The sequence below is a fragment of the Burkholderia sp. BCC0322 genome, assembly GCF_902833045.1.
Taxonomy (GTDB): Bacteria; Pseudomonadota; Gammaproteobacteria; order Burkholderiales; family Burkholderiaceae; genus Burkholderia.
In genome coordinates this window covers 296,025-322,990 of sequence record NZ_CADFDU010000004.1, presented here as the reverse complement: position 1 = coordinate 322,990, position 26,966 = coordinate 296,025, and the positions used below count along the sequence as shown (strand labels likewise).

General features: G+C 68.8%; 25 protein-coding genes. 16 read left to right on the top strand and 9 right to left on the bottom strand.

Annotated features, from left to right (window positions below; translation table 11 throughout):
* Positions 1-14: 14 nt before the first annotated feature.
* From HWX39_RS14670 to HWX39_RS14655, 4 genes are all read right to left on the bottom strand, one after another.
* Positions 15-1,334 carry an MFS transporter gene (locus tag HWX39_RS14670; protein ID WP_175968753.1) on the bottom strand — a complete coding sequence of 440 codons (1,320 nt, stop codon included), beginning with the start codon at positions 1,332-1,334 and terminating at the stop codon, positions 15-17.
* A 78-nt stretch (positions 1,335-1,412) separates the two neighbouring features.
* Positions 1,413-2,105: a DUF4286 family protein gene (locus HWX39_RS14665; protein ID WP_175968752.1), complete on the bottom strand. Its 693-nt coding sequence runs from the start codon at positions 2,103-2,105 to the stop codon at positions 1,413-1,415.
* 101 nt (positions 2,106-2,206) lie between these two features.
* Positions 2,207-3,256: a LysR family transcriptional regulator gene (locus HWX39_RS14660; protein ID WP_175968751.1), complete on the bottom strand. Its 1,050-nt coding sequence runs from the start codon at positions 3,254-3,256 to the stop codon at positions 2,207-2,209.
* Positions 3,257-3,448: 192 nt separating this feature from the next.
* Positions 3,449-4,240, bottom strand: coding sequence for an SDR family oxidoreductase (locus HWX39_RS14655; protein WP_175968750.1), 792 nt, complete (start codon positions 4,238-4,240; stop codon positions 3,449-3,451).
* A 400-nt stretch (positions 4,241-4,640) separates the two neighbouring features.
* On the opposite strand from HWX39_RS14655, the gene HWX39_RS14650 reads away from it, so the two are divergent.
* From HWX39_RS14650 to HWX39_RS14600, 11 genes are all read left to right on the top strand, one after another.
* The gene (locus HWX39_RS14650; protein ID WP_175968749.1) at positions 4,641-5,522 is read left to right on the top strand and encodes a neutral zinc metallopeptidase; all 882 of its coding nucleotides are present in this window, start codon (positions 4,641-4,643) and stop codon (positions 5,520-5,522) included.
* Between the two features lie 161 nt (positions 5,523-5,683).
* Complete coding sequence (locus HWX39_RS14645) at positions 5,684-6,424, top strand: LuxR family transcriptional regulator (RefSeq protein WP_175968748.1); 741 nt, start codon at positions 5,684-5,686, stop codon at positions 6,422-6,424.
* A 320-nt stretch (positions 6,425-6,744) separates the two neighbouring features.
* Entirely contained in the window at positions 6,745-8,247 is a 1,503-nt protein-coding gene (locus tag HWX39_RS14640) for an aldehyde dehydrogenase family protein (RefSeq protein WP_175968747.1), read from the top strand.
* A 72-nt stretch (positions 8,248-8,319) separates the two neighbouring features.
* Positions 8,320-9,660 (top strand): aspartate aminotransferase family protein, encoded by a 1,341-nt coding sequence (locus HWX39_RS14635; RefSeq protein ID WP_175968746.1) that lies wholly within the window; start codon positions 8,320-8,322, stop codon positions 9,658-9,660.
* A 171-nt stretch (positions 9,661-9,831) separates the two neighbouring features.
* Positions 9,832-11,334 carry an APC family permease gene (locus HWX39_RS14630; RefSeq protein ID WP_175968745.1) on the top strand — a complete coding sequence of 501 codons (1,503 nt, stop codon included), beginning with the start codon at positions 9,832-9,834 and terminating at the stop codon, positions 11,332-11,334.
* A complete protein-coding gene (locus tag HWX39_RS14625; protein ID WP_175968744.1) occupies positions 11,331-11,918 on the top strand; it encodes a DUF3156 family protein in 588 nt (195 codons plus the stop codon). The genes HWX39_RS14630 and HWX39_RS14625 overlap by 4 nt, the downstream gene beginning before the upstream one ends.
* A 63-nt stretch (positions 11,919-11,981) precedes the next feature.
* The gene (locus HWX39_RS14620) at positions 11,982-12,920 is read left to right on the top strand and encodes a helix-turn-helix domain-containing protein (protein ID WP_175968743.1); all 939 of its coding nucleotides are present in this window, start codon (positions 11,982-11,984) and stop codon (positions 12,918-12,920) included.
* 167 nt (positions 12,921-13,087) lie between these two features.
* Complete coding sequence (locus HWX39_RS14615; protein WP_175968742.1) at positions 13,088-14,296, top strand: porin; 1,209 nt, start codon at positions 13,088-13,090, stop codon at positions 14,294-14,296.
* Positions 14,297-14,483: 187 nt separating this feature from the next.
* Positions 14,484-15,722 carry an ABC transporter substrate-binding protein gene (locus HWX39_RS14610; protein WP_175968741.1) on the top strand — a complete coding sequence of 413 codons (1,239 nt, stop codon included), beginning with the start codon at positions 14,484-14,486 and terminating at the stop codon, positions 15,720-15,722.
* Between the two features lie 34 nt (positions 15,723-15,756).
* Positions 15,757-16,626: a sugar ABC transporter permease gene (locus HWX39_RS14605; RefSeq protein WP_175968740.1), complete on the top strand. Its 870-nt coding sequence runs from the start codon at positions 15,757-15,759 to the stop codon at positions 16,624-16,626.
* Positions 16,623-17,483, top strand: a complete 861-nt coding sequence (locus HWX39_RS14600) for a carbohydrate ABC transporter permease (protein WP_175968985.1) — start codon at positions 16,623-16,625, stop codon at positions 17,481-17,483. Before HWX39_RS14605 ends, HWX39_RS14600 begins: the two co-directional genes overlap by 4 nt.
* Positions 17,484-17,515: 32 nt before the next feature.
* Here HWX39_RS14600 and HWX39_RS14595 read toward each other — a convergent pair whose 3' ends face one another.
* Positions 17,516-18,538, bottom strand: coding sequence for a LacI family DNA-binding transcriptional regulator (locus tag HWX39_RS14595; RefSeq protein ID WP_175968739.1), 1,023 nt, complete (start codon positions 18,536-18,538; stop codon positions 17,516-17,518).
* Positions 18,539-18,544: 6 nt separating this feature from the next.
* Between HWX39_RS14595 and HWX39_RS14590 the strand changes: the two genes are divergently transcribed.
* Positions 18,545-19,465 carry a phosphatidylinositol-specific phospholipase C gene (locus tag HWX39_RS14590; RefSeq protein WP_175968738.1) on the top strand — a complete coding sequence of 307 codons (921 nt, stop codon included), beginning with the start codon at positions 18,545-18,547 and terminating at the stop codon, positions 19,463-19,465.
* Here the strand turns inward: HWX39_RS14590 and HWX39_RS14585 are convergent.
* Genes HWX39_RS14585 through HWX39_RS14575 form a run of 3 tightly spaced genes read right to left on the bottom strand, consistent with a single transcriptional unit; the run spans position 19,462 to position 21,488 of the window.
* On the bottom strand, positions 19,462-20,418 hold the full coding sequence (locus HWX39_RS14585; RefSeq protein WP_175968737.1) for an alpha/beta fold hydrolase: 957 nt from the start codon (positions 20,416-20,418) through the stop codon (positions 19,462-19,464). The genes HWX39_RS14590 and HWX39_RS14585 overlap by 4 nt on opposite strands.
* A 49-nt stretch (positions 20,419-20,467) precedes the next feature.
* Entirely contained in the window at positions 20,468-20,833 is a 366-nt protein-coding gene (locus tag HWX39_RS14580; protein WP_175968736.1) for a hypothetical protein, read from the bottom strand.
* Between the two features lie 43 nt (positions 20,834-20,876).
* On the bottom strand, positions 20,877-21,488 hold the full coding sequence (locus HWX39_RS14575) for a LysE family translocator (protein WP_175968735.1): 612 nt from the start codon (positions 21,486-21,488) through the stop codon (positions 20,877-20,879).
* Positions 21,489-21,575: 87 nt separating this feature from the next.
* On the opposite strand from HWX39_RS14575, the gene HWX39_RS14570 reads away from it, so the two are divergent.
* Positions 21,576-22,103, top strand: coding sequence for a GNAT family N-acetyltransferase (locus tag HWX39_RS14570; protein WP_175968734.1), 528 nt, complete (start codon positions 21,576-21,578; stop codon positions 22,101-22,103).
* Positions 22,104-22,148: 45 nt separating this feature from the next.
* Here the strand turns inward: HWX39_RS14570 and HWX39_RS14565 are convergent, their stop codons facing one another.
* Positions 22,149-23,066 carry a LysR family transcriptional regulator gene (locus tag HWX39_RS14565; protein ID WP_175968733.1) on the bottom strand — a complete coding sequence of 306 codons (918 nt, stop codon included), beginning with the start codon at positions 23,064-23,066 and terminating at the stop codon, positions 22,149-22,151.
* 118 nt (positions 23,067-23,184) lie between these two features.
* On the opposite strand from HWX39_RS14565, the gene HWX39_RS14560 reads away from it, so the two are divergent.
* From HWX39_RS14560 to HWX39_RS14550, 3 genes are read left to right on the top strand one after another with little or no spacing between them, the layout of a single operon-like run.
* Positions 23,185-24,372: a M20 aminoacylase family protein gene (locus HWX39_RS14560; RefSeq protein ID WP_175968732.1), complete on the top strand. Its 1,188-nt coding sequence runs from the start codon at positions 23,185-23,187 to the stop codon at positions 24,370-24,372.
* Between the two features lie 60 nt (positions 24,373-24,432).
* Positions 24,433-25,605 (top strand): porin, encoded by a 1,173-nt coding sequence (locus HWX39_RS14555; RefSeq protein WP_175968731.1) that lies wholly within the window; start codon positions 24,433-24,435, stop codon positions 25,603-25,605.
* A 14-nt stretch (positions 25,606-25,619) separates the two neighbouring features.
* Entirely contained in the window at positions 25,620-26,912 is a 1,293-nt protein-coding gene (locus tag HWX39_RS14550; protein ID WP_175968730.1) for an MFS transporter, read from the top strand.
* Positions 26,913-26,966: the final 54 nt, after the last annotated feature.

Here is a 26,966-nt window from a genome sequence, read left to right as displayed (position 1 = left end):
GCAGGCGGCGGCGCTCAATCCGCGAGCGGCTGGTGTGCGGTTTCGCGTGCGACGAGGAGTGCGGCCGACGTGACGACGAGCGCGGCGGCCACGTACAGCGATACGGCCGTCGTCGTGCCCGTCTGCCGGAACAGCGTGGCGATCACGAGCGGCGCGAAGCCGCCGCCGACGATGCCGGCGAGCGTGTATGCGAGCGACGAGCCCGCATAGCGCACGCGGGTCGGGAACTGTTCGGTCACGAACGCGCCCTGCGGGCCGTACATCACCGCGTGGATCACGAGGCCGATCGCGACGGCCGCGACGATCGCGACGGGGCGCGCCGAATCGAGCAGCGCGAAGAACACGAACGCCCACACGATGCCGGCGAGCGCGCCGGCGAGATACACGGGCCGGCGGCCGAAGCGGTCCGACAGCGCGCCGAAGAACGGTACCGCGAGCGCGTTGCAGGCCGTGCCGATCATCACGGCCGTCAGTGCGACGGGGCGCGACAGGTGCAGCACGGTCGTCACGTAGGTGAGCGTGAACACGACGATCAGCGCATACAGCACGTCCGAGCCGATCCGCGATCCGCCCGCGATCAGCAGGCGCTTCCAGTGGAACTTCAGCACGTCGGCGACGGGCACCTCGGCGGTCGCGTGCGATTCGGCGAGCTGCTCGAACTGCGGCGTTTCGTCGACGCCGCGCCGCAGCCAGAACCCGAACACGACGAGCAGCGCGCTGGCCGCGAACGGTACGCGCCAGCCCCACGACAGGAAATCACCCGACGTGGTCGACAGCGTCACGAGCGCGATGCAGCCGGTGCCGAGCAGCGTGCCGAACGACGGGCCGATCTGCGTCCACGACGCGGACAACCCGCGCCGCTTCTGGTCGCCGTGCTCGACCGACAGCAGCACCGCGCCCGCCCATTCGCCGCCGAGCGCGACGCCCTGCACGAAGCGCAGCGCGACGAGCAGGATCGGGCTCAGGATGCCGGCTTGCGCATAAGTCGGCAGCGCGCCCATCAGCGCGGTCGTCGCGCCCATCAGTACGAGCGTGAGCATCAGCACCGCGCGGCGGCCGATGCGGTCGCCGAGATTGCCGAACACGAAACCGCCGAGCGGGCGCGATACGTAGCCGACCGCATAGGTCGAGAACGCGAGGATCGTGCCGGCCAGCGGATCGACCGACGGGAAGAACAGGTGATTGAAGACGAGTGCCGCGAGCGTGTTGTAGATCGTGAAGTCGTACCACTCGAGCGACGTGCCGATCATGCTCGCGGTCGCGAGTCGGCTGTTGCGGACGCGGCGGGGCGCGTGGGCGGCGGGCTGGGCGAGAGTGTTCATGGTGTCGGGCATGTCGTGGCGGGAACGGGGTCAAGTGCCGGGCCGATTCGCTGGCGTGCATCGCGCCTGCGGTGCGGCCGGCGCGGGCGATCAGGCGGGCTGGGCGGCGGCGGCAGCAGCGGGCTCGGTTTCGGCGTCGCCGCGTGCCGCATGCCGCGGTGCGGCGGCGCGCCACAGCAGGTCGAAGGTGCGCACGTCGTCGTGCCCGGCGAGCGAGGCGGCCACGCGGCGCGTCGCGGCCGCATCGCTGCCCTCGATCAGCACGAGCGCATCGGCGGCCGGGCGCGCGGCCGCGTCGACGCCGATCGGCGCGGACAGCTCGGGCGCGGTGCAAAAGAGCCGTGCGGCGTGGATGCCCGGTTCGTGCAGGATGGCGTCGAAGCGCTCGCGCAGCGTCGGCACATCGATGCGATCCGGCGGCAGCACGAACAGCGCAAGATGCGCGCCTTCGCCGTCACCGGCCTCGATCGTCAGTTCTCCGACGCGTCGTTGCGTGCCCGTCATGCGCGCGAAGTTCGCGAGCGACCATGCGGTCTGCTGCGTGAACGCGCGCCGGTATGCGTCGCCATGGAACACGTCGAGCGCGTCCGTCACGTACAGCGCGAGGTACTGGCGCGGGCCGCGATCGGTCGCGCGAAAGCGCCGCGCATGCGTGAAGCCGGGGATCGCGATACGTTCCTGCATGTGCTCGCGGTCGTACCACGCGTTGAAATCGGCTTCGTACGCGGGGTCGATATCCGTCCAGACGCAAAGCTGGCCGTGCGGAAGGGAAAGGCGGGTCATCGCGGGGTTCCTCGTGACGGGGGGATGTCAGGAACCGCAGTGTCCCGAAGACGGGCCGCGCCCGTCCAACAAGAAAACAAATTCGCGGTGAACAGGTTTTCTTATGAGCGGCGCGGGCGGCGTTTCGCGGGGGGCGTGGCGGCGGGTTGCACGGATGTCGACGCGCGCTTCGCTGCCGTCTTCGTGTTTGTCTTTGTTTTGGCCGCCGTACGGGCGGGTGATACGTCGACGGTATCGGGGCTGGCCGGTGCGGCCGGCTTCGCGACGCTCGCGGCGGCCGACATCGCGCGCGCGACTTCGCTGGCGAGTTCCGCGATGCGCGCGGCGACCGGCAGGCCCTGGCTGCGGTAGGTCGCGACGAGCGGCAGCGCCGGGAATTCGGGTTCGACGTCGAGCAGTTCGAGCGCGCCTTCGTGCAGCTCGCGCCCGATGATCGCGGGCGGCAGCGCGGCCACGCCGAAACCGTCGGCGACGAGACGGATCATCGCGGCGACCGACGTGATGCAGTTGATGCTGGCCGGCCGCTCGACGGCCGCGAACAGCCGCTCGATCGTTGCGTGCGGCCCCGAGTGGCGCGAAAAGCTGATGATCGGGAATGCCGCCAGGCGCGCGGCGTCGAGCGGCTGGCCGCCGAGCCCGAGGCGCGGGCTGGCCGCCCAGCGCACCGGGAATTCGCACAGCGGCAGGTTCGTGAAATCGGGGCCCGGCACCGGGTCGGTCTGCAGGATCAGGTCGACGCCGTCGGTGCTGAGCAGGCGGATCAGGTGCAGCGTCGTGTCGCTCGTGATCTCGACGTCGAGGCGCGGATAGCGCTCGCGCAGTTGCGCCATCAGCGCCGGGAACCAGCTGTGCACGATCGATTCGATCACGCCGATCCGGATCAGGCCCGCGTCGCTCGCCGCATCGATGTCGCGGCGCATTTCGCCGTCGAGCCGCACGATCCGCTCCGCGTACGCGAGCATGCGGCGCCCGGCGGGCGTGAGCGTCGCCGAGCGTGTGTTGCGATCGAACAGGCGCACGTCGAACGCTTCCTCGAGCGACGCGATGCGGCTCGACACGGCGGCCTGCGTCGTGTGCAGTTTTTCGGCCGTGAGCCGGAAGTTTTCCAGCTTCGCGAGCCAGACGAAGGTTTCAAGAAACCGGATGTTCATCGACGTTCGAACAGTGAGGCGGTGCCGGGCGGGGCGGCGGGATCGGTCGATGGTAGCGGATTTTCGGCGGCGGGAAGCGAGCGGGCGGCGCGGTGCGCATGCGGCGGGGGCGAGGACCGGCAGTGGAGGGCGGCGAGTGCACGAAACGCCGCCCGCGACGCGTGCGTCACGCGAGCGGCGCACCCGTGCGCATCAAAGCTTGTCGAACGCGAGCGTCGGCACGTCGACGACCATCGCGCCACCGTCGGCGACGAGCGTCGCGCCGGTCACGAACGATGCGTCCGGCGACGCGAGGAACGCGCACACCGCCGCGATCTCGTCCGGGTCGGCCGCGCGCCGCAGCGGCACGTCGGCGCTGACGCGTGCATACGCGCCGTCGAGCGTGTCGCCATGCGCCGACATCAGCGGCGCCATCTCCGCATCGGCCATCGGCGTGCGGACCCAGCCGGGGCATACCGCATTCGCCCGCACGCCGTGCGGCCCGTAGTCGCGCGCAAGCGACCGCGCGAGCCCGAGCAGCGCGTGCTTGCCGACCGTATAGCCGCACACGCCGGGCCCGGCCGCGAGCGCGGCGATCGACGCGACCAGCACGATGCTGCCGCGCTGCGCGATCAGGTCGGGCAGGCACGCGCGCGCGCTGACGAACGCGGTGTCGAGGTTCGCGTGCATCGCGTCGTGCCACTGCGCGTCGTCGGTTTCGTCCGCGCGGCCGAGCCCGTGGCCGCCCGCGCACGCAACGAGTGAGTCGACGCGGCCGAAGCGTTCGGCGATCCGCGGCAGGAAGCGGGCCCAGTCGGCGGTGCTCGCGGCGTCGCCGGCCAGCGCGAGGCCGCCCGTTTCCGCGGCCAGCGCATCGAGCGGCGCCCGGCGCCGGCCGATCAGCACGACGCGGTCGCCGCGGCGGGCGAAGCGGCGCGCACACGCGGCGCCGATACCGGTGCCCGCGCCGGTGATCGCGATCGTGCGGGGTTGCGGGTGTGTCATGTCGGGCTCCGGAAAGGTGTCGATTCCGGTCACTTTAGGCGGCGTCGGCGAGCGCCGGTATCAGCCGAAAGGATGAACGGGAGCGGCATCCGGACGGCCGGGACGGCAGCGGGCCATTTTGCAAAGGCTGACGTTCTCCGGCGCCGAATCGCTCTATCCTCCACATTTTTGCGATAAGTCACGAAAGCCCGGCAGAATAGCGCGGGCGGGCCGCGCATCGACGCGCGGCGCATCGGCCGGCCGATTCCGTCGTGCGAGCGGAGCGGCAGGCGGGCGGTCCCGGCAGCGGCGCACACTCGGTGCGCGGGCATTGCATCGGCCGAGGATCGTGCCATGACACCTTATCGCCCGGTTGCGCGCTCGCGCGCCGGACCATCGACAAGAACAGGGAGGGCCGGCTATGAGGCTGGACGACGAAAGGGAAAGCACGAACGTCGAGGATCGCCGCGGCGCCGGCGGGTTCGGCGGTGGGCGCGGCGCGACGATCGGCATCGGCACGATCGTGGTCGCGTTCGCCGCGTCGTATTTCTTCGGGATCGACCCGCGCGTGATACTCGAAGGCGCATCGGCGCTGCAGGGCCGCCAGCAGCAGGCGCAGCCCGCGCCGGGCCAGCGCCAGGGTGCAGCGGCGAACGAACCGAGCGTGGTGTTCACGCGCAAGGTGCTTGGCAATATCGAGCGCACGTGGTCGGGCATTTTCTCGACCCAGTTGCATGCGCAATACCAGCCGCCGACGCTCGTGATGTTTACGAACTCGACGCCGACCGCATGCGGCACGGGCCAGACGGCGATGGGGCCGTTCTACTGCCCGGGCGACCGCAAGGTGTATATCGATCTCGGTTTCTACGACGAACTGCGCAAGCGTTTCGGCGCGGGCGGCGATTTCGCGCAGGCTTACGTGATCGCGCACGAAGTCGGCCATCACGTGCAGAACCTGCTCGGCATTTCCGACAAGGTCGACGCCGCCCGCCGTCGGGCGAGCCAGGCGCACTCGAACGCGCTGTCGGTGCGGATGGAACTGCAGGCCGACTGTTTTGCCGGCGTGTGGGCGAACAATGCGCAGCGTGCGAACCAGCAGCTGATGGAACCCGGCGATTTCGAGCAGGGGCTGAAGGCGGCCGCCGCGATCGGCGACGACCGGCTGCAGCAACAAGGGCAGGGCTATGTCGTGCCGGAAAGCTTCACGCACGGCACCAGCGACCAGCGCGTGTACTGGCTGCGGCGCGGGATGGAATCGGGCGAGCTGAGCGCCTGCGACACGTTCGCCGCGAACGCGCGCTGAAGGCGGCGCGCCCCGTCGCGCGCCTGCATCGTCCCCGCCGAACCCGCGATGCCGGCCGGGCCGGGACGATTTGCCGATTTGTGCTCACCGGCGCTTTTCGGCGCCGGTAGGCTGGCCCGGACTTCGAGCTTCGATCCGTTCGCCCGCCCGCCGATTCCGCCATGCCGACCTCATCCGTTCCCGCCGACCCGGCCGCCGCCGACTGGCCACGCGCGCTGCGCGCGTGCGTGGATGCGTTCGACGCGTTCGCGAGCCCTTCAGCGATCGTGTTCTACCGGCTCGACCAGAGCGGCGAGCCGGCCGATTTCGAGCTGTTCGGAATGCCGGAATCGATGCATCGCACCTATGTCGCGCGCTACCGGATGCTCGATCCGTTGCATCCGTCGCGCTGCGCGGCGGGCGAGCGCGCGGTCGTCACGCTTGCGTCCCAATTGCCTGACGAAAGACGCGACGCGTCCGCGTACTGGACCCGTTTCCTGCGGCGGCACGACGTGGCCGACGTCGTCGAGATCTGGCTGCGCGACGCGGGGCGGACGGTCGGCGCGTTCTCGCTGCTGCGCTTCGGGGCGGGCGAAACGTGCGGCGGTGTGGCCGCCAACCGCACGGCCGGGCGGTTCGCGCCCGGCGAGATCGACGCGCTCGCGCGGCTGCAACCCGTGGCCGAAGCCGCGCTGAGCCCGTTGCTGCGCATGCGGCGCGGGATCCACCGGATCGGCTGCGAGGAGCGGCTGACCTATCGAGAGGAGCAGATCGCGCGCCTCGTGCGCGACGGCCGCTCGAACAAGGAGATCGCCCGCGATCTCGCGCTCGGCCAGCCGACCGTCAAGACGCACCTGATGCGCATGTTCCGCAAGCTCGGCGTGTCGAACCGCACCGAACTGGTCGGGGCGCTGTTTCTGTAATTCGTCGGATAATTGCGGTTCGGACTTCGAACCGGTGGCGCATGGCTTCAGAAACTAGCCTTGCAATGACCGGGCGCTAACCCGGTACCGGCGCGGGCATGGCCGCCCCGGTCGAGCGCGCCGGCCTGTCTGCCCGTGCGATACCGGGCCAGTTTCCGGACGCGGCGCGTGCCCCGTCTCCGCAGGGTTCGAACCCGCCCCCTTAGCGCCCACGCGCTGCCAATTTGCGCTCACCGGGCGCGATCCCTCGTCGATACAGTGGAACGACGCCCGCGTGCCCGTGCGCACGCGGTCCAGCCACGACAATCCTCGAGACGCCCATGAGCACCACGAATTTCGTCGCTGTCAGCGACACCGTGCGCACCTTCGTTGCGCGCGACTTCGGCCTCTTCATCGACGGTGAAACGCAGCCCGCACACGCGGCCGCGCGGCTCGACGTGTACGACCCCGCGACGGGCGAGCGGCTCGCGACGGTCGCGGACGCCGACGAACGCGACGTCGACCGCGCGGTCGCCAGCGCGAAGCGCGCATTCGACACCCGTGTGTGGAGCGGCCTGCGCCCGGCCGACCGCGAACGCATCCTGCTGAAACTCGCCGACCTGATCGAGCGCGACGCCGAAACGCTCGCGCAGCTCGAAACGCTGAACCAGGGCAAGTCGATTCACGTGTCGCGCGCGATCGAGGTCGGCGCGAGCGTCGAATACGCGCGCTACATGGCCGGCTGGGCGACCAAGATCACCGGCCAGACGCTCGACGTGTCGATCCCGTTCCCGCCCGGCGCGCGCTATACGGCCTATACGCGCAAGGAGCCGGTCGGCGTGGTCGCCGCGATCGTGCCGTGGAATTTCCCGCTGATGATCGCGGTGTGGAAGCTGATTCCCGCGCTCGCCGCCGGCTGCACGATCGTGCTGAAGCCGTCGCCGGAAACGCCGCTCACCGCGCTGCGCCTGGCCGAACTCGCGCGCGAGGCCGGGGTGCCGCCCGGCGTGTTCAACGTCGTCACCGGCGGCCGCGTGTGCGGCGCCGCGCTCGCGAGCCACCCGTCGATCGCGAAGATCTCGTTCACGGGCTCGACCGCGACCGGCAAGCAGGTCGGCGCGGCGGCCGTGCAGAACATGACGCGTTTCTCGCTCGAGCTGGGCGGCAAGAACCCGATCGTGATGCTCGACGACATCGACGTCGCGCAGGCGCTCGACGGTGTCGCCGCCGGCGCGTTCTTCAACCAGGGACAGGTGTGCGCGGCCGCGTCGCGCATCTATGTGCACCGCAGCAAGTTCGCGCAACTCGCCGACGGCCTCGCGGGCGTCGCGCAGTCGATGAAGCTCGGCGCGGGCCTCGACACGACCGCGCAGATCAACCCGCTGGTGTCCGCGCACCACCGCGAGAAGGTCGTCCAGCACATCGAAGGCGCGCGCCGCGCGGGCCTGACGTTCCTCGCGGGCGGCACGCCGGCCGACGACCTGCCCGGCTACTACGTGAAGCCGGCCGTGATCGCCGATCCGCATCCGGACAGCGCGATCGTGCGCGACGAAGTGTTCGGCCCGGTGATCGTCGTCGTGCCGTTCGACGATGCGGCCGACGCGGTGCGCCTCGCGAACGCGTCGCCGTACGGCCTTGCCGCGAGCATCTGGAGCAACGACCTGAAGCGCGTGATGAACCTCGTGCCGCAGATCGAAGCCGGCACCGTGTGGGTGAACTGCCATATCCCGCTCGACCCGTCGATGCCGTTCGGCGGCTACAAGCAATCGGGCATCGGCCGCGAGTTCGGCCAGTACGCGATCGAAGGCTTTACCGAAACCAAATCCGTCTGCATCGCGCACTGACGCGCGGCGCCAACCACGACAACCTCGAACCTCGGCGATCGAGGTTCAACCGATCCGACAGTGGAGACTGCAATGAGCTACAACGAAGCGAAATTCTGGCATCCGATGGTGCACCCGAACGACATGAAGCAGCGCAAGCCGATCCGCATCGTGCGCGGCGACGGCTGCTACGTATTCGACGAACAGGGCCGGAAACTCGTCGACGGCGTCGCGGGCCTGTGGAACGTGAACGTCGGCCACAACCGCCAGGAAGTGAAGGACGCGATCGTGCGCCAGCTCGACGAGCTCGAATACTTCCAGCTGTTCGACGGCATTTCGCATCCGCGCGCGGAAGAGTTGTCGAAGAAGGTGATCGACATGCTCGAACCGGAAGGCATGCGCCGCGTGCTGTACAGCTCGGGCGGCTCCGACTCGGTCGAGACCGCGTTGAAGATCGCGCGCCAGTACTGGAAGGTGCGCGGCCAGGCCGACCGCACGAAGTTCATCTCGCTGAAGCAGGGCTATCACGGCACGCACTTCGGCGGCGCGTCGGTGAACGGCAACACGGTGTTCCGCCGCAACTACGAGCCGAACCTGCCGGGCTGCTTCCATGTCGAGACGCCGTGGCTGTACCGCAACCCGTTCACGCAGGATCCGGAGGAACTCGGCCGGATCTGCGCGGAAATGCTGGAACGCGAGATCCAGTTCCAGAGCCCCGACACGGTCGCCGCGTTCATCGCGGAGCCGATCCAGGGCGCGGGCGGCGTGATCGTGCCGCCGGCCAACTACTGGCCGCTCGTGCGCGAAGTGTGCGACCGTTACGGCGTACTCCTGATCGCCGACGAGGTCGTGACGGGTTTCGGCCGCAGCGGCAGCCTGTTCGGCAGCCGCGGCTGGGGCGTGCGCCCGGACATCATGTGTCTCGCGAAGGGGATCTCGTCGGGCTACGTGCCGCTCGGCGCGACGGTCGTGAACGCGCGGATCGAGGACGCGTTCGCCGCGAATGCCGATTTCGGCGGCGCGATCATGCACGGCTACACGTATGCGGGCCACCCGGTCGCATGCGCGGCCGCGATCGCAAGCCTCGACATCGTCGTGAAGGAAGACCTGCCGGCGAACGCGGCGAAGCAGGGCGCGTATCTGCTCGAAGCGCTGCAGCCGTTCGCGGAACGCTTCGCGGCGGTCGGCGAGGTGCGCGGCAAGGGGCTGATGCTCGCGCTCGACCTCGTCGCGAACAAGGACACGCGCGAGCCGATCGACCCGCTGTCCGGCTATGCGAACGCGGTCGCGGAAGTCGCGCGGGAGAACGGCGTGCTGGTGCGTCCGGTCGGCACGAAGATCATCCTGTCGCCGCCGCTCGTGATCCAGCGCGAGCAACTCGACCGGATCGTCGACGCGCTCGCGGCGGGCTTCGAGGCCGTGCCGTTCGCGTGATCGCGTGACGGCACGCCGGCGGCGGGCAGCACGTCCGCCGCCGGTTTGCCGATTTGCGCTATGACCGGATTATTTTGCCTGCGTATTTTTTCGACATCGGATCAACGTGTGATCGACAAGGGGCCCGGGTGCGCAAGCGCGGGTTCGGGTCAACAAAGCAAGGAGACGAAGATGTCGGAATGGTCTGGAGTTACCGGCGCAGCGGGCGGCACGCCCGCCGGCACGCCGGCCGAAGCGGGTGGCGGCACGGCGCTGAAGGCGGGCGCGGTCGGTTTTCCGACCGCGCTGGCGAGCGCCGTCGGCCTCATCATGGCAAGCCCGGTGATCCTCACCGCGACGTCGGGCTTCGGGATGGGCGGCTGGGCGTTCGCGGTCGCGATGATCATCGCGTTCGTGATGATGCAGGCGCAGGCGACCACGTTCTCGGAAGCCGCCGCGATGCTGCCGACGGCCGGCTCGGTTTACGATTACCTGTCGTGCGGGCTCGGCCGCTTCTGGGCGATCACCGGCACGATCTCCGCGTATTTCCTCGTGCACGTGTTCGCCGGCACGGCGGAAACGATCCTGAGCGGCATCATGGCGCTCGTCAATTTCGAGTCGCTCAACGCCGCGCTCGAGAAGCACAACAGCTCGTGGCTCGTCGGCGTCGGCCTCGTCGTCACGTTCGCGATCACCAACATCATCGGCATCAAGGTGTTCAGCAAGCTCGAGATCATCCTGACGGCCGGCATGTGGCTGTCGCTGATGATCTTCGGGATCCTCGGGCTCGCGGCCGCGCCGGCCGTCCATCTCGACGGCTGGTTCGGCGGCTCGGAGGTCGGCACGTCGATTCCGGCCGTGCTGTCACTGGTCGGGATGGCGATGTTCATGTTCGTCGGCTGCGAGTTCGTCACGCCGCTCGCGCCGGAAATGAAGGCGCCGGGCAAGACGATTCCGCGCGCGATGGCGCTCGGCCTCGTCGGCGTCGCGATCTGCATGTTCCTGTACGGCGCGGCGATCCGCCGCCAGGTCGCGAACGTGCCGGTGAGCCCCGACGGCCTCACGCACCTGCTCGACACGCCGGGCGCGATTCCCGCGTTCGCGCTGCAGGTGCTTGGGCCCTTCGGCCGCGTGTGGTTCGGCATCGCGTTCCTGTGCGCGGGCGCCGCGACGATCAACACGCTGATGGCCGGGTTGCCGCGCATCCTGTACGGGATGGCGATCGACGGGGCGCTGCCGCGCTGCTTCGCGTACCTGCATCCGCGTTTCAAGACGCCGGTGGTCGGCATCGTCGCGGCGGCGATCGTGCCGATCTTTCACGCGTGGCTGATCAACGGCAATCTCGACAGCATCCTGCACCTCGTGCTCGCCGCGACCTGCGCGTGGGGCACCGCCTACCTGCTCGTCACCGCGTCGGTCGTGATGCTGCGGATTCGCCGCCCCGACCTGCCGCGCCCGTACCGTTCGCCGCTGTTCCCGCTGCCGCAGATCGTATCGAGCGCCGGCATCATCCTGGCGATCTGGTACATCACGCCGCCCGGCATGAACGCGCGCGACATCTACGTGCCGTTCGGCGCGATGCTCGGGCTCACCGCGCTGTACGCACTGTTCTGGACGCTCGTCGTGCAGCGCCGGCATCCGTTCAAGCCGGTGCCGGTCGAGGAAGTGCTGCGCAACGAGCACGTCGCATCGTGAAGCTCGCGCTTGCCCGCTGGCGCGCAGCGCCCGATGCGCCGCCGCCCGGCCATCGGCCCGGCGCGATCGCCGCGCGCGTGCTGGCCGACCTGCGCGCCGAGCGCGATGCCGATGGGGGCGGCAGTCTGACGGCGCGGCTGCCGAACGGCGTGCGCGTGAGCGTGGATGAGCGCGTCGATCGCCAGTTCCTGATGCATACGGTCAGCGTGAAGGTGACGGCAACCGCGTGCGGCCCGGCTGCGCAGGGCAGCGCGCGCGTGCGCCAGACCGGCTGGCTGCGCCGCACGGGCATCGATGCGGCGGCCGTGCCGGGATGCAGCCCCGGATTCGTCGACACCGTGGCCGCGCTGGTCGCCGAGCCGTCGCTGGCCGACGCGCTGCGGCCGCTGCACCTGACCGACTGTACGATCGATGCACGCGACGGCCGCTGGACGCTCGCGATCGTGCCGTTCGGCGGCAGCGAGGTCGTGAACCGGATGCCGTCGTTGCGCCGCTACGTCCGCCTGACGGGCGAGCAGGCCGCCGCGCTGTCGGCGGCCTGTCTTGCGTTCGAAACCGCACTACGCAGGATTTTGCACGGGTAAGCTATGGCGTTGCGCGCCGGGGGAACCCGGCGGCCGCGTTTAGGGGTTTTACCGGAGATGCCGATGCTGTTCCAGTCACGCTCACACGAAGACGTGCACGATCACGGGCTCGCGATCGCGGGCTGGCATCAGGTCTACCGGCAGATGACGCCGGGCCGCTTCAAGGGCACCGTCACGCAGGTGCTGTACGACGATTTCCACTTCTTCCGCGAGACGACCAACCGGCGTGTCGCGCAAACCGGGCTCGCGCCGGCCGGGCGCACGTCGCTCGCGGTGCCGCTGTCCGTGCCGCTCGCGGGCACGTTCCAGGGCCAGCCCGTCGACGGCTATGCGCTGCTCGCGCTGCATGCCGGCGAGGATTTCGAATTCCACACACCGGAAGGGATGGGGCTGGTCGGGATCAGCGCGTCGTCCGATATGGTCGACGAGCTGTGCGAAGCCGAATTCGGCGCATCCGGCGCGCGCAAGCTGCGCCACGTGACGCGGCTGTCCGACGAGCAGGGTGTCGCGCTCGGCGTGCGGCTGTCGGCGCTGATCGACGATGCGCAGCGCAATCCGGGCCACCTCGAATATGCGGCCACTCGCAAGATGTTCCGCGACGCGATGCTCGGCATGTTCCTCGATGCGCTCGAGCAGGGCATCGGCGTCGAGCGCCGCGACATCACGCACGCCACCTACAGCGACATCGTGAGCCGTTGCGAGAAGCATCTGCGCGATCGCCCTGAAGAACCCGTCACCGTGCTCGAACTGTGCCGCGCGCTGCGCTGCAGCCGCCGCACGCTGCAAACGAGCTTCCAACGCGTGGCCGACGTCACGCCGGTCGGCTACCTGCGCACGATCCGGCTGAACGCGGTGCGCCGCATGCTGCGCACGACGTCGGTGCAGCAGCTCGGCGTCGGCGAGGCCGCCGCGAGCTGGGGGTTCACGCATCTCGGCTATTTCGCGCGCGAGTATCGCGACCTGTTCGGCGAGTTGCCGTCCCAGACGACGCGCCCCGCATGATGCACGCGCCGCGCGACGCCGCCGCGAGGCGCCGTCGCGGGCAATGCGTGCCACGGTTTGCCGATTTGCGATAGTGGTCCTGAATTTTCGCTGGATAGAGTCCTGTCACCCATATCGATAACTCCATCGATCTGCACTGCGAATCGATGAACACAGAGGGGCGGGACATGAAGATCGGACGACGACTGGCCGCGGCCGCGGCTACGCTGGGTTGCATGCACGCGCATGCGCAGACCTCGGGCAGCGTGACGCTGTACGGCACCGTGGACACCGGCATCATCTACTCGACGAACCAGCAGTTCACGCGCGCCGACGGCAGCACGGGCGGCGGCCATGCGTGGCAGATGGGCGGCGGCAACCTCGTGCCGTCGCGCTTCGGCTTCCAGGGCGCCGAGCCGCTCGGCGGCGGGCTCGATGCGGTGTTCACGCTCGAGCAGCAGTTCCTGTCCGCGAGCGGGCAGGCGCTGCAGGGCGGCACGGCCTTCAGCCGGCAGGCATGGGTCGGGCTGCGGCAGGACGGGATCGGCACGCTCGGTCTCGGCCGTCAGTACGACTCATACACCGACATGCTCGGTGTGTACGTATCGAGCAACAACTGGGCGACACCGTACGGCTCGCACCTCGGCGACGTCGACAACCTGAACGCCGCATTCAACTTCAACAACGCGGTGAAGTTCACCAGCGCCGACTTCAACGGCTTCACGTTCGGCGGCACGTTCAGCTTCGGCGGGCAGGCCGGCGATTTCTCCGCGAAGCGCGGCTATGCGGTGGCCGCGACGTACACGCGTGCGCCGGTCGCGTTCTCGGTCGGCTACCTCGACCTGCACCAGCCGCTCGATGCGGCGCTCGGCGGCGCGAGCGGCTATATCGGCGATTTCGCGTGCAGCAATCCGGGGGCGATGTACTGCCTGCTGCAGGATGCGGGCTCGATGCGCGCGTTCGGCGCGGGCGGCTCGGTCACGTTCGGCGAGGCGACGATCGCGCTCACCTATACGCATACGCGCCTGGGCGACAGCCGCTATTTCTCGACCACCGCGCAGCCCCGCACGCAGGCGTTCACGTTCGACATCGGCGAACTGAACGCCACGTACATGTTCACGCCCGCGCTGCAGGGCGGCGTCGCCTATATCTACAACGCCGCGCACACCGACGGGCGCGGCACGGCCCGGTTTCACCAGGTGAACGTCGGCACGAACTACAGCCTGTCGAAGCGCACGGCGCTGTATGCGGTCGCGATCGGCCAGATCGCGAGCGGGAAGGGGCTCGGCACCGATGCGGCCGGCAACGCGGTGAACTATGCGCAGATCCCGGTGCTCGCGAACAGCAACGCCAGCCGGCAACTGGCGGTGATGGCCGGGATCCGCGTGAACTTCTGACGGTGCCGGGGCGATCGGGCGGGCGGGGTGGCCGGGCCCGGCGGCTGCCTCTTCCGCCGCGTGCCATAAATTCTTAACGATCGGCGTGAACAATGGCGTTCGCTACAGGCGGCCGGAAGTATCCCCCGCGTTGCACACGTGTGCAACGCCCGGCCGTCCCGCCACCACGCCGAACGAGAGAGACCTCATGACCTTGCTGAGCCGCCTGCGCGCGCTGTCCGCCGCCCTTGCGCTGTCCTTCGCCGCCACGCACGCCGTTGCCGCGGATCTCGTCATCGCGGGCCGCGACGATATCTACGGCAAGGGGCTGGCCGACGCCGTCGCCGGCTTCAACAAGCTGCACCCGGGCACCGAGATCGAACTGCTCAAGCTGCCGAACGCGAACCTGTACCAGAAGCTCAAGCTGTCGATGCGCGAAGGCACCGGCGCGTACGACCTCGTGATGATGGACGACACGTGGGCGCCCGAATTCATCGGCAACGGCTGGTTGAAGCCGCTGCCCGCGTCGCTCGCGGACGCCGATCTCGTGCCGTCCACGGTCGCGCTCGGCCGCAACGCGGCCGGCGCGCTGTACGCGCTGCCGATCGTCGGCAACGTCGAGATGTTCGCGTACCGCAAGGATCTGCTCGCGAAGTACAAGCTGCAGCCGCCGCGCAACTGGGACGACGTGCTGAAGATCGCGCAGACCGTCGGCGGCGCGGACAAGAGCGTGTCGGGCGTCGTGTTCCGCGGCACGAAGGGCAACCCGGTCGTGACGGGCTTCCTGCCGATCCTGTGGGCCTACGGCGGCGACGTGTTCGACCATGCCGGCAACGTGACGATCGATTCGCGCGAAGCGCAGGCCGCGCTGAAGACCTTCCTCGCGCTGAAGGCGTCCGCGCCGAAGGATGTCGACGTGTACGGCGCGGCGGAAGTGCGCGATGCGTTGCAGCGCGGCACGGCCGCGCAGTCGATCGAGGTGTGGCCGGCATGGGTGCCGGCGCTCGACGATCCGAAGCAGTCGCGCGTGGTCGGGCAGATCGCGCTGCAGCCGCCGCCCGGGCAGACCGCGGGCCCGGCGCCGATGCTCGGCATCTGGCAGATGGGCATTCCGAAGGACGCGCCGCACGCGAAGCTCGCGCAGGATTTCCTGGCGTACCTGACCAACCGCGACACGCAGACGCGCCTCGCCGGCATCGGCATTCCGCCGACCCGCCGCAGCGTGTTCAACGATCCGGCGCTGGTGCGCCAGTACCGCTGGTATCCGGATCAGCTGAAGGCGCTCGAAGCGGGCCGGGCGCGGCCGCGCGTGAAGGACTGGCAGCAGGTCGAGAGCATTCTCGGCGACCAGCTGCAGCTCGCGCTGACGGGGCAGGCCGCGCCCGACGCCGCGCTACGCCAGGCGCAGCAGAAGATCGCGCAGGCGACGGTCGCGGCCGGCAAGTGACGGCGCGCCTCGAACCCTCGCCGGGGCACAGCGCATGAAAGCCTTCGGCCGCAGCCTGCCGTTCGTCGCGCTGCTCGGGCCCGCGCTGCTGGTGCTCACCGCGCTCGCGCTGTATCCGGTCGCGCAGGTGCTGATCGACTCGTTCTGCCAGGTCGACTACTCGGCCGGCCGGCGCGCGTTTGCCGGGCTCGCGAACTATCGCGCGGTGCTCGGCGACGACGGGTTCACGGCCGGCTTCGGCAATACGCTGCGCTTCACGATCGTGGCATCGCTCGCCGAAGTCGCGCTGGGCTTCGGCCTCGCGCTGCTGTTCGTGCGCGCGTTTCCGGGTCGGCGCATCGCGCTGCCGCTCGCGATCCTGCCAATGATGCTGTCCACGCTCGTGTGCTCGGCGATCTGGCGCAACTGGCTCAACTTCGACGGCTTCCTGAACGCGCTGCTCGCGGCGTTCGGCATCGAAGGCGTGCGCTGGCTGTCCGATCCGCATCTCGCCCTGTGGTCGCTCGCGCTCGTCGACGTGTGGCAGTGGACGCCGATGGCGTTCCTGATCGTGCTCGCCGGGCTGCAATCGATTCCGCAGGAACTGTACGAAGCCGCGCGCACCGACGGCGCGAGCGAGTGGCAGTGCCTGCGCGACATCACGCTGCCGCTCGCGGCGCCGCAGATCGGCCTCGCGCTGCTGCTGCGTTCGATCGACACGTTCAAGCTGTTCGACAAGGTCTATGCGCTGACGGGCGGCGGCCCCGGCAACGCGACGCAGACGCTGTCGACCTATATCTACGACACGGGCTTCCGCTTCTTCAACGTCGGGCCGGCGAGTGCCGCGTCGGTGCTGATGCTCGCGGCGTCCGCGCTGCTGGTCTCGGGGTACGTATGGCAGACGGTTCGCAAGCGGCGCGCATGACGGCGCAATCGGCAGGCATCACGGGCGCACGAACGGGCGCCGCTCTCGGTCGCGCGATGCCGTGGGTGCTGCGTATCGTCGCGCTCGCGCTATTGCTGCTGCCGTGCCTGTGGATGGCCGGCGCGGCGTTCATGCCGTCGCTCGAACGCCTCGATCATCCGTTGCGGATCTGGCCGGCCGCGCCGACCTTCGAGCATTTCGCATCGGTATGGTCCAACGGCATCGGCGCGCCGCTGTTCAATTCGCTGCTGGTCGGCTTCGGCACGACGCTGCTCGCGCTGGCGTTCGCGTTTCCGGCCGCGTATGCGCTCGTGCGGCTGCGCTTTCCGGCGCGGCTCGACCTGCTGTTCCTGGTGCTCGTGCTCGCGTTGAAGCTGATGCCGCCGATCACGATCGCGGTGCCGCTGTTCGCGCTCGCGAAGCGGCTGCACCTGCTCGATTCGACGCTCGGGCTGATGCTCGCGTATCAGATCTACGCGCTGCCGATGGCGATCTGGATGCTGCTTGCGTTCGTGCGCGACGTGCCGATCGAATACGAGGAAGCGGCCTGCATCGACGGCGCGGGGCTCGCGCGACGGCTCGTGCAGATCGTGCTGCCGCTGTGCGCGCCGGGGCTGATCGCGACCGCGATCTTCGTGTTCATTGCCGCGTGGAACGAATTCCTGATCGCGTTGCTGTTCGTGTCGACGCCGAGCCGCTTCACGCTGCCGCTCGCGATTGCCGGCTACGTGACGGAGAACGGCATCGACTGGGGCGACCTGATGAGCGCGGGGCTGATGGCGTCGCTGCCCACGCTGGCCGTGGCCGGCTATGTGCAGCGCTACCTGTTGCGCGGGTTCGCGGGCGGGCTGAAGTGACGCGCGGCGCCGCCGCGCCCGATCTCCCCTCGTTATGCGCAGCTGGCCCGCATCACCTGCGTGACCGGTACGATGCGCGTGCGCGACGGGCCGTCGAACGTCTGCATCCGGTCGGCGAGCAGGTCGACCGCCGCCTGCGCAAGGCCGCGCGTGTCCTGCCGGAGCGTCGTGAGCCGATACGCGTCGTATTCGGCGGCCGGGATGTCGTCGAAGCCGATCACGCGCACGTCGTCCGGTACGCGCAATCCGAATTCGCTGCGTGCGACGTCGATCACGCCGAGCGCGAGCAGGTCCGACGAGCAGAACACGCCGTCGGGCCGCTTGGCGTTCGCGAACAGTTGCCGCGCGGCTTCGATGCCGCTTGCATGGGTGTCGGACGGCGTGTCGAGCACGTGCGCGAGCGTTGCATCGAATACGTCGCCGCGCCCGATCGCCTGTTCGAACGCGGCGGCACGCGACTGCGCGCTGTAGCTCGCGCCGCGCGGCCCGACGAACGCGAGCCGGCGCGCGCCGGCTTGCACGAGCCGCTGCGCCGCATGGACGGCGCCCGCCGCGTTGTCGCTGACGACGATGTCCGCGCCCGGCAGGTTCGCCTCGCGGTTGATCATCACGACCGGGATACGGTGTTCGAGATACTGCTGCGCGACCGACAGCGGCGGCGACGCGGACGTCATCACGAGGCCCGCGATCCGGTAGCTGAGCAACTGTTCGAGCGATTGCCGGACCTGGCGCGGATCTTCCGCATTGGTCACGAGCGGCGTGAGCGCGCGCTGCCCGAGCGCGGCCATCAGGTCCGACAGCAACCGCGCGCGAAACGGATTCTCGAACCCGGCCGTCACGACGCCGATCATGCTGCTGCGCTGCGTGATCATGTCGCGTGCGATCAGGTTGACCTGGTAGCCGAGCGCGCGCGCGGCGACCATCACGCGTTCACGCGTCTGCGGGGCGATGCTCGCCGTCGGCGAGAATGCACGCGATACCGCGGAGCGCGACACGCCGGCGCGTGCCGCGACATCCGACGCCGTGACCCACGGCTTTCTTTCCTTGTCATTCATCGATTCATGATCCCTTCGAGCCACGATACGTGCACGCCGCTCGCCGACTGGATGTCGGCGCTCGACGATGCGCGGCTGCTGCATACGCTGACCCTACCGGGCAGCCATGACACCTGTGCGTATACCGTCGACGATTTGCTCGTGCGCACCCAGCGTGCGCCGCTCGATGCGCAACTCGCGCATGGCGTGCGGCTGCTCGACATCCGCTGTCGGCACGTGCGCGATGCATTCGACATCCATCATGGCGGCATCGCGCTCGGCATGACGTTCGACGACGTGCTGGCAACCTGTGCGCGGTTTCTCGAAACGCATCCGCGCGAATGCATCGTGATGTCGGTGAAGGATGAATGGCCGGCGCACGCGTGTACGCGCAGTTTCGATGCGACGTTCGACGCGCATCGCGCGCGGCATCCGCGGCTGCGCTGGCATGCCGGCGGCACGTTGCCCGCGCTCGGCGACGTGCGCGGCGCAATCGTGCTGCTGCGCCGCTTTCGCAGCGGCCGGCCGCTCGGCATCGACCTGACCGCGTGGCCCGACAACGCGACGTTCACGATAGACCATCCCGATGGCGGATTCGTGATCCAGGACGAATATCGCGTGCCGGTGGCCGCGTCGATCGGCTGGAAGTGGCGTGCGATCGACGCGCTGCTGACGGACCTGCCGTCGCCGGACAGCGGCCGCTGGGCGATCAACTTCTGCAGCGGAACCGGGATGGGTGCGAATCCGTCGGTGGTCGCGCACGGCGACGGCAGGGTGCGGGGCATTCATGCGCGGCTGGCCGAACGGCTGCGCGAGCAGCGCGGCCTGGTTGGCGCGATGCTGCTCGACTTCTGCGATGACGACGACTGGGCGCTGGTGCGCGCGCTGATCGCGTGCAACGACCATGCGCCGGTGCCGGGCGTCTGGCGCAAGACGTTTCGCTGCTAGCGGAGATTGGCGCCGAAGAACGCGAGCACCTTCGCGTCGAGCGTCTCGTGGAATGCCGCGCGATCGAATCCCTTCGCATCGGTGCAGATTTCAGGCGAGGTGTGCGCCAGTTGTTCGGGGCACGGCGCGAGAAACGCGAAATGCGCGGAATTCGGCACGACGTGGAATTCCGGTCGTTGCGGCAGCATGCTGGCCAGCGCGGGGACCGTTTCCGGTTCGACGCCGTCGCCGCCGGCTTCGGACCCCCAGAGCTGGATCGGCGCGTGCACGTCCTTCAGCGAATCGGCGGTCGGGAATTCGTTCATCGGGTCGGCGATCACGTAGGCCTTGATCCGCGGGTCGTGCGTCAGCGGTTGGGGCGGCAGGTCATGGTCGCGTATCTGCTTGCAGATCAGCCAGGTCGGGTCGGGGCAGGCGATCCGCGCATGGACGAAATCCGGATTGGCGCCGGCCAGCACGAGGCCCGTATAGCCGCCGCGCGAAAAGCCGAAGAAGCCGATCCGCGCGGGGTCGATATGCGCGGCGTCGGGCCCGTTTGCCAGCATGTAGTCGACGAGACGCTTGATGTCCTCCGGCCGCTCGGCGAGCTCCCGAATGTCGGCCGCGCGGCTCATGTCGGTATGCGTGTCGCCGGGATGGTTGATCGCCGCGACGACGTAGCCCGCGTCGGCCAGCGTTTCGGCGAGGTCGTGATGCCCGAGGTACGTGCCGGCATGGCCGTGCGAAATCACGACGAGCGGCAGCTTGTCGCCGACGGTCGGACAGTTGCGTTGCCCTTTCAGCAGGAACGGGCCGATCGTGAGCGATTGCGCGGGTGCCGCGCATGGTGTCCAGATGGCCGCGCGCAGCTCGGGGCCGGCTGCATCGGCCGGGATGCTGACGAACTTGATACCGGCCGCGTGCGCGACCGTGGTGGCCAGGCAGAGCAGGACAGCGGGGAGCCAGGTTTTCATGTCGATTCCCTTCCGGTGCGGTGAGCGGACTTCCGTTCGGGTTTGCTGGTCAGGTACGGCCGCGCGAGCGCAGCGATTCGGGCGTGCCGCCGATCGTTATGCAGAAATGCAGTGTGTCCGTCGTTCCGGGATTTTCGACCTGCCACATCTCGGCGTCGGACACCATCGTGCGGCGGCAGAATTCGGCCGCGTCCTCGAGCGGCCAGTCTGCGAGGCAGACGGTGCCTTGCGGCGCGCTACCGTGTCCGACCCGTCCGTCGGCGGTCAGAACCCAGCCTTCCCAGCCGTAGATCGGGATGCGATGCAGTACACAGAAGTCGATGCATGCGAGCGCGGCGGCGAGCGGGAGCACGATTTCGCGACGGGAAATCGACTGGGCGGCGAGTTCGGGAGGCAGTGCGCCGAGTTGTGACATGGCGGGCCCTCAGGCGATGCCGTGGCGTGCGGCGGGGCGCCGTTCAGCGTGTCGCGATCGCTACCGCCGCACCAGCCATCGCGGTCGCGCTCGTGCGGTTGGCAATGCGTTTCGCGCGCGCCGACGTCAGGAATGCCCGTGCGCGTGACGCAAGCAGCGACCAGAAGCAGTCGGCCAGGATCAGGACCGTGAGCATCGTGCCGACCAGTTCGGCCCACGCGGTCACCCCCACGTGCGTGAGGTCGACGAGGGTCGGCAGCAGCGCGAGATAGAACACTGCGATCTTCGGATTGCCGAGCGTGACGGCCATGCCCGCGACGAACATGCGCCACGGCGACTGGCCGCGCGGCAACGCGTCGGCGTCCGTTTCCGTCGGCGCGGCCCACATCTTCCACGCGAGGAACAGCAGATACGCGACGCCGAGCAGCTTCAGCACGATCAGCCCCGTCTCGAACGTGCGTACGAATGCGGACAGCCCCGCGACCGCGAGCGTGAGCCACAGCGCTTCGCCTAGCCACATGGCCGCGAGGAACGGCAGCACGTCCCGCACGCCGTTCGTGAGCACGCGTGCGACCAGCGCGGCGACGCTCGGGCCGGGCGTGCCGGCGGTGACGAGCAGGGTGATGGCGAAGACGGCGAGCGCGGACAACGTCATGACGAACCTCGTGGGTGGGGCGTTCGAAACGTATGAGGTTTCGATTATAGTGACGGCCGTTCCAGACTGTCTGCCTGAATTGCCGTCATGACTGCATCGATCCTGATCCGTCCCGCCACGCGGGAAGACGCGGCCGCGATGGCCGCCGTGGAAGTCGCCGCCGCGCAGCGTTTTCGCGACATCGGCATGGCCGAGATCGCCGACGCCGAGCCGACCGACACGGCCGCCGTGCTCGCGCGCATCGACGACGCTCGCGCGTACGTGGCGGTCGATGCGCGGGGCGCGTGCGTCGGCTTCGCGTTTTACCGGCTGCTCGATGCGCAGCGGCTTTATCTGGAAGAACTGGATGTCGCGCCGTCGCATGCGGGACAGCGGATCGGCGCGCGCCTGATCGAACAGGTGACGGCGCGCGCCGCGCAGGAAGGTATCGCGGAGGTCGTGCTGTCGACGTTTCGCGATGCGCCGTGGAATGCGCCGTACTACGCGCGCCTGGGTTTCGAGGTGCTCGACGACGCGATGCTCGACGACATGCTGCGTACCATTCGCGCGTATCACGTGTCGCTCGGGCTCGACGAGACACAGCGCGTATTCATGCGGTTGCGTGTTCCGGGCTGACGCAGGCCCGGCGAATCACGGTGCCGGCCGCGGCCCAGTCCGGCGTCAGCGCAAAGCCGTGCTTCCGGTAAACGGCAGCGATGCGAACGCGGCTTCCACGTGTGCAAGAAAGTCGGCCGCGGGCCGCGTCAGTTGCAGCCCCGGCGGCGTGAGCCGGTACAACTGCAGCGGTGGCGGCGACATCGGTAACGGCAGCGGCGTCAGCTTCTGGCCGAACACGGTTTCCGCGAGCGAGAGCCGGGTCCACGAGAAAATCGCATCGTTGGTCATCATCAGGCTGTAGAACAGCGCATACGACGTGCAGCGCGTGATGCAGCGCGGCGGGGGCAGGCCCGCGTGCGCATGCAGGTCACGGATATACGCGGGGAAGTTGTCGCTCGCATCGGCGTGGATCCATTCCGCATCGCGCAGCGCGTCGAGCGATGTCGCGCCCGCAAAGCGTCCGTTCTCACGGGTGACGAACGCGGTGTCGAACGTGCGGATCGCCTTGATGTCGACCGACTCGGCAATGGGGCCCGTGACGGCGACGAAGGCGAGATCGAGCGTGCGATTGCGCAACTGTTCCGAGAGCAGGTTGAACGTCAGTTCACGCAGTTCGCACTCGACGTTCGGCCAGCGGCGGCGAAACGCGGCGTAGGCCTCGGCAAAGCCCGTCACCGCGACGATCGGTGTGAAGCCGATCACGAGCCGCCCATCTCGCAGCCCCTTCATGTGCGCCATGTCCTCGCTCGCCCGTTCGAGCTCGCGCACGACAGCCTGCGCGCGCCCCAGCAGCGCGTCGCCTTCCGGTGTCGGCACGACGCCCCACGGCTTGCGCTCGAGGAGCGGTAGGCCGAACTCGTTCTCCAGTTCCTGGATCGCCTTGCTGATGGCCGGCTGCGTGACGTGCAGGGTCCGGGCCGCGGCCTTGATGCTGCCGGCCGTCGTGACTGCGACGAGCGCGCGCAATTGATGAATTTTCATGATGCGGAAGATATTACCAAAAGTTATCTGCATCAAAATTCGTGAGTTTTTTGACCCGAAACGCGTCTCTATGCTTGGTCGGGACGGTCGCGAGGCGGCCGATTCCACGGAGCCATTCATGACGCAGAACCTTGCTCACGTACTCGCGGCGATTCGCGAGTCGGAGTCCCGATTCGTGGCGATCCGCCGCGACATCCACGCCCATCCCGAACTCGGTTTCGCCGAGACCCGCACCGCGCAGCTCGTCGCCGAACAGCTGGCCGCATGGGGGTACGACGTCACGACGGGCGTGGGCGGCACGGGTGTCGTCGGCCAATTGCGTCGCGGCGCGGCGGCGCGCACGCTCGGCCTGCGCGCCGACATGGACGCGCTGCCGATCGAGGAGGCGACGGGGCTGCCGTACGCGAGCACGGTTGCGCACACGATGCACGCGTGCGGACACGACGGCCATACGGCGATCTTGCTGGCCGCCGCGCACTATCTCGCCGAACAGGGCCGATTCGACGGCACGCTCAACGTGATTTTCCAGCCGGCCGAGGAAGGGCTCGGTGGCGCAAAGCGGATGATCGACGATGGCCTGTTCGAACGTTTCCCGTGTGAACGCGTGTATGCGCTGCACAACGCGCCGGGCGTGCCGGTCGGCCATTTCGCGTTGCGCTACGGGCCGATGATGGCCTCGTCCGATTCGGTGACGATCACCGTGACGGGCAAGGGCGGGCACGGTGCGATGCCGCAGTTCGCAAGCGACCCGATCGTCGCGGGCGCGCAAATCGTGACCGCGCTGCAATCGATCGTCTCCCGCAACGTCGATCCGCTGAAACCGGCCGTCGTGACCGTCGGCACGTTCCATGCGGGCACCGCGCCGAACGTGATTCCGGAAACCGCAACGCTGCAGTTGTCCGTGCGTGCGCTCGATGCGGCCACGCGCGACGAAATCGAGTCGCGCATCCGCCGGATCGTCGACGCGCACGCGCAGGCTTACGGGATGACCGCGCAGATCGAATACCAATCGATCTCGCGTGTCGTGGACAACGACCGCGCGGCATCGGATCTCGCGGTCGAGACGATCGCGGCGCTGGCCGGCGAAGGCGCGCTCACGCTGTTACCCGACGGCGTGATGGGCAGCGAGGATTTCTCGTGGATGACCGAATGCGTACCGGGCTGCTACGTGCTGATCGGTAACGGCGTCGATTCCCGGGGCGGGTGTTCGGTGCACAACCCGGGTTACGACTTCAACGACACCGCGCTGAGCTGGGGGGCGGCCTATTTCGCCGGTATCGCCGAACGCTTCCTGAAGGCAGGCTGACCACGGCGCAGAGAAGAAGCGCCGGCCGGACATGAATTGAATTGACGATAAGGATAACAAATGAAAAAGCGATTTGCACTTGGTGCGGCCTGTCTCGCGCTCGGCGCCGGCAACGCGCGCGCCGTGCCCTATCAGGACGTGTTGCTGGCGGCAGTGCCCGAGTACAACGGACGACTGACGGAGGGCGTCGCGCTGTACGGCTCGGTCGACATGGGGATCAACTACCAGACGGTCGGTGGCCGTTCGCTGTGGCAGACGCAGAGCGGCGGCGAGTGGACCTCCAAATTCGGCTTCTTCGGCCGCGAGAACCTCGGTGGCGGCTGGCGCGCCGAGTTCAACCTCGAAAGCGGTTTTCTCGCGAACAACGGGGCGCAGCAGGACAATCAGTCGACCTACAACCGGCAGTCGTGGGTCGGCCTGTCGTCGGACAGCTACGGGCGGCTGCGTCTCGGCAAGCAGATCGGCACGGGGCTGCCGCTGTTCATCGACGTATTCGGCACGGTGGGCACGAACTCGGTCTATACGTGGCTGGGCGCGGCAGCCGTGCAGACGAGCCGCGGCGTCGGCTACAACTCGGACCTCGGGCCAGGCGCGACGCAATTGCCGGCGCGCATCGACAACGCCGTCACGTACCGTACGCCGATCGTTGCGGGCACCACGTCGCTGATGCTGATGTATGCGCCGAGCAACGTTGCCGGGCGCGCGCCCGCAGCGTCCGCGCAGGGCGCGCTGCTGCAGTGGTACAACGGCACGACCTATCTGGCCGCGAGCTACAACCAGGTGTGGGGCGTCAACGGGGCGAGCACGGTGCGCAACGACCTGTACGGGCTCGGCGCCGTGTACGACACGGGGCGGATCGTGCTGTCCGCATCGTTCAACCAGTACGCGCCGAAGCTGGCCGGCGACGGCATCGCGCGCGTCTACACGGTCGGCGCGATCGTGCCGTTCGGTGTCAATGCGATTCGCGCGTCGGTCGTCTATCGCGACACGTCGGGCGTACGCGACGCGGCCGGCCAGCCGGCCAAGGACTCGGCGCTCGGCGCGATGCTCGGCTACGACTACCTGCTGTCGAAACGCACGGGCCTCTATGCGCGTGCCGGGTTCATCCGCAACTACGGCATCTCGACCGTGCTGCTGAACGGCAACCCGCTGCCGACCGAGCCGGGCGGCACCGCACCACGCAGCGGGACGCCCCCCGTGACGCTGTCGCTCGGCATGTACCACAACTTCTGAACGGGGATTTTCCGATGCATACCCTGAATCGCACGGCCGCCGCACCGGTCGATGCCGCGCCGCGCGTGACGCGCCGTACGGTCGTTGCGGCCGCACTCGGCAACGGACTCGAGTTCTTCGACTTCACCGTCTACAGTTTTTTTGCCGCCCTGATCGGCAAGCTGTTCTTTCCCGCGTCGAGCGACGTCGGCGCGCTGATGCTGTCGCTGGCGACGTTCGGCGTCGGGTTCGTCGCGCGGCCGCTCGGCAGCGTCGCGATCGGCGCCTATGCGGACCGTGCCGGGCGCAAGCCTGCACTCGTGCTGACGGTCGCGTTGATGGCGCTCGGCACCGGAATCATCGGCTTCGCGCCGACCTATGCGCAGATCGGCATCGCAGCGCCGCTATTGATCGTCATCGGGCGCTTGCTGCAGGGCTTTTCGGCGGGGGGCGAAGTCGGCGCCGCGACGACCTTGCTGATGGAGTCGGGCGACACCGGCCGGCGCGGCGAGCGGGTGAGCTGGCAGATGGCGAGCCAGGGCGGCGCGACGCTCGTCGGCGCGTTCGTCGCGCTGACGCTGTCGCGCGCGCTTGCGCCCGAAGCGCTGCACGCGTGGGGGTGGCGCGTACCGTTCGTGCTCGGTCTGCTGATCGGCCCGGTCGGCTTCTATCTGCGGCGTCACCTCGACGATACGCTGCCGCACGCGGCGGCCGGCGCACCGCGCGAGCGTGCGCGTGTTCCGTGGCGGCAGGTCGTGGCCGGCACGCTGCTCGTGATCGGCGGCACGTCGACCACCTATACGATCGTGTTTTTCCTGCCATCGTTCCTGACGCTGACCGTCGGCATGCCGGCGTCGGTGTCGTTGCTGTCGGGTTGCGCGGCGGGTGCCGTGCTGCTGATCGGTTCGCCGCTCGCGGGACGGCTCGCGGATCGCGTGCGGCGTCGCAAGCGGCTGGTGGGCGTGACGTGTGTCGCGTCGGCCGTGCTCGTACTGCCGGCGTTTTACGCGATGAGCCTGTGGCCGTCGGTGGTCACCGCGGTCGCGGTCGTGATCGTGCTGATCGGCTTGATGACGCTGTCGAGTCCCGCCGGCTTCGTGATGATTCTCGATGCATTTCGGCCCGAAGTGCGGGCGATGTCGCTCGGGATGATCTATGCGCTCGGCGTGACGATTTTCGGCGGGTTCGCACAACTGATCGTCGGTGCGATGTGGCGCGCGACCGGCAGTTTTTACGCGCCGGCGTGGTATGTGCTGGGATGCAGCGCGGCGAGCCTGGTCGGTCTGGCGTTGTTCGTGGACGCGCCCGCCGTGGACGGCAAGCGGTGAGCGGGAGGGGCGAACGTGTTGCATGCCCGCCCGGAAGTGTGCACGACGAACGGA

What these genes read in the sequence shown, in the direction of transcription:
- HWX39_RS14670 (WP_175968753.1), bottom strand. Translation starts at nt 1,334, where the DNA reads ATGCCCGACACCATGAACACTCTCGCCCAGCCCGCCGCCCACGCGCCC.
- HWX39_RS14665 (WP_175968752.1), bottom strand. Translation starts at nt 2,105, where the DNA reads ATGACCCGCCTTTCCCTTCCGCACGGCCAGCTTTGCGTCTGGACGGAT.
- HWX39_RS14660 (WP_175968751.1), bottom strand. Translation starts at nt 3,256, where the DNA reads ATGAACATCCGGTTTCTTGAAACCTTCGTCTGGCTCGCGAAGCTGGAA.
- HWX39_RS14655 (WP_175968750.1), bottom strand. Translation starts at nt 4,240, where the DNA reads ATGACACACCCGCAACCCCGCACGATCGCGATCACCGGCGCGGGCACC.
- HWX39_RS14650 (WP_175968749.1), top strand. Translation starts at nt 4,641, where the DNA reads ATGAGGCTGGACGACGAAAGGGAAAGCACGAACGTCGAGGATCGCCGC.
- HWX39_RS14645 (WP_175968748.1), top strand. Translation starts at nt 5,684, where the DNA reads ATGCCGACCTCATCCGTTCCCGCCGACCCGGCCGCCGCCGACTGGCCA.
- HWX39_RS14640 (WP_175968747.1), top strand. Translation starts at nt 6,745, where the DNA reads ATGAGCACCACGAATTTCGTCGCTGTCAGCGACACCGTGCGCACCTTC.
- HWX39_RS14635 (WP_175968746.1), top strand. Translation starts at nt 8,320, where the DNA reads ATGAGCTACAACGAAGCGAAATTCTGGCATCCGATGGTGCACCCGAAC.
- HWX39_RS14630 (WP_175968745.1), top strand. Translation starts at nt 9,832, where the DNA reads ATGTCGGAATGGTCTGGAGTTACCGGCGCAGCGGGCGGCACGCCCGCC.
- HWX39_RS14620 (WP_175968743.1), top strand. Translation starts at nt 11,982, where the DNA reads ATGCTGTTCCAGTCACGCTCACACGAAGACGTGCACGATCACGGGCTC.
- HWX39_RS14615 (WP_175968742.1), top strand. Translation starts at nt 13,088, where the DNA reads ATGAAGATCGGACGACGACTGGCCGCGGCCGCGGCTACGCTGGGTTGC.
- HWX39_RS14610 (WP_175968741.1), top strand. Translation starts at nt 14,484, where the DNA reads ATGACCTTGCTGAGCCGCCTGCGCGCGCTGTCCGCCGCCCTTGCGCTG.
- HWX39_RS14605 (WP_175968740.1), top strand. Translation starts at nt 15,757, where the DNA reads ATGAAAGCCTTCGGCCGCAGCCTGCCGTTCGTCGCGCTGCTCGGGCCC.
- HWX39_RS14600 (WP_175968985.1), top strand. Translation starts at nt 16,623, where the DNA reads ATGACGGCGCAATCGGCAGGCATCACGGGCGCACGAACGGGCGCCGCT.
- HWX39_RS14595 (WP_175968739.1), bottom strand. Translation starts at nt 18,538, where the DNA reads ATGAATGACAAGGAAAGAAAGCCGTGGGTCACGGCGTCGGATGTCGCG.
- HWX39_RS14590 (WP_175968738.1), top strand. Translation starts at nt 18,545, where the DNA reads ATGATCCCTTCGAGCCACGATACGTGCACGCCGCTCGCCGACTGGATG.
- HWX39_RS14585 (WP_175968737.1), bottom strand. Translation starts at nt 20,418, where the DNA reads ATGAAAACCTGGCTCCCCGCTGTCCTGCTCTGCCTGGCCACCACGGTC.
- HWX39_RS14580 (WP_175968736.1), bottom strand. Translation starts at nt 20,833, where the DNA reads ATGTCACAACTCGGCGCACTGCCTCCCGAACTCGCCGCCCAGTCGATT.
- HWX39_RS14575 (WP_175968735.1), bottom strand. Translation starts at nt 21,488, where the DNA reads ATGACGTTGTCCGCGCTCGCCGTCTTCGCCATCACCCTGCTCGTCACC.
- HWX39_RS14570 (WP_175968734.1), top strand. Translation starts at nt 21,576, where the DNA reads ATGACTGCATCGATCCTGATCCGTCCCGCCACGCGGGAAGACGCGGCC.
- HWX39_RS14565 (WP_175968733.1), bottom strand. Translation starts at nt 23,066, where the DNA reads ATGAAAATTCATCAATTGCGCGCGCTCGTCGCAGTCACGACGGCCGGC.
- HWX39_RS14560 (WP_175968732.1), top strand. Translation starts at nt 23,185, where the DNA reads ATGACGCAGAACCTTGCTCACGTACTCGCGGCGATTCGCGAGTCGGAG.
- HWX39_RS14555 (WP_175968731.1), top strand. Translation starts at nt 24,433, where the DNA reads ATGAAAAAGCGATTTGCACTTGGTGCGGCCTGTCTCGCGCTCGGCGCC.
- HWX39_RS14550 (WP_175968730.1), top strand. Translation starts at nt 25,620, where the DNA reads ATGCATACCCTGAATCGCACGGCCGCCGCACCGGTCGATGCCGCGCCG.